Annotated in this window: 1 protein-coding gene; it reads right to left on the minus strand. The window is 69.3% G+C overall.

Annotated features, from left to right (window positions below):
• Positions 1-403: 403 nt before the first annotated feature.
• On the minus strand, positions 404-737 hold a 334-nt coding region (locus tag CCN42_RS37715), incomplete at its 5' end, for a metallophosphoesterase family protein (RefSeq protein ID WP_143662170.1).

Below are 737 nucleotides of genomic sequence, written 5' to 3' on the forward strand. Positions count from 1 at the left end.
TGGGGCGACAGAACCGTGACGGCGGCCGAAAGCACTTTGACCGCGTCGCGATCCGTTCGCCCGCACGCATGGCCGGTCGGACCGCTGGACGTGCTCTGCGGACGGTGGTCCATACGGTTCGGGTTCACGGGTGGATGGGCGAATGAGGGACAGGGCGGCCACGCTCGCGGTGCTGGACGTGCGGGAGCGGCAGCAACCGGCGGATCCTGGCCGGGGTGTTGGGCTGGCACGAGCTGGTCTCGCGAACGAGCGTAGAGCGCGCCGCGGGCCTGGGGCTGGGGCTGGGGCTGGTGGAGCTGGCGGACAGAGTCGGGCGGGTTGGTACTCGGCCCTGAGACTGGTAGGCGTCGTTGGTCGTGCAGTCGGTGTTCGGCTGCCCGATGTCGTGGATGGGGAGCGAGTGTCACGGGCTGTGGTCGCGTCCGTCCCGTGGGGCGAAGGCTGCGAGGGCGTCGGCGTCGGTCGCGCGAGCGTGCAGGAAGTAGTCGGCCCACTCGGTGATGTCGGGGTAGGACGATTCCTGGCTGAGCTGGGTGGCTGCGGCCTCGATGTCGAAGTGCGTGGTGCGGAGCTCGACGCCCGGGCCCAGGAGCGCCCAGTGTGCTCCGGTTCTTCCGTAGGGCATGCCGATGCTGCCGGGGTTGATCACGAGTCGGCCATGAGCGAGGCGGACGAACGGCATGTGAGTGTGGCCGCAGACCACGGTGCGGATGCCGGGATCCAGTCCGTTGAAGACT

It is taken from the genome of Streptomyces glaucescens (assembly GCF_002154375.1).
Lineage (GTDB): Bacteria > Actinomycetota > Actinomycetes > Streptomycetales > Streptomycetaceae > Streptomyces > Streptomyces glaucescens.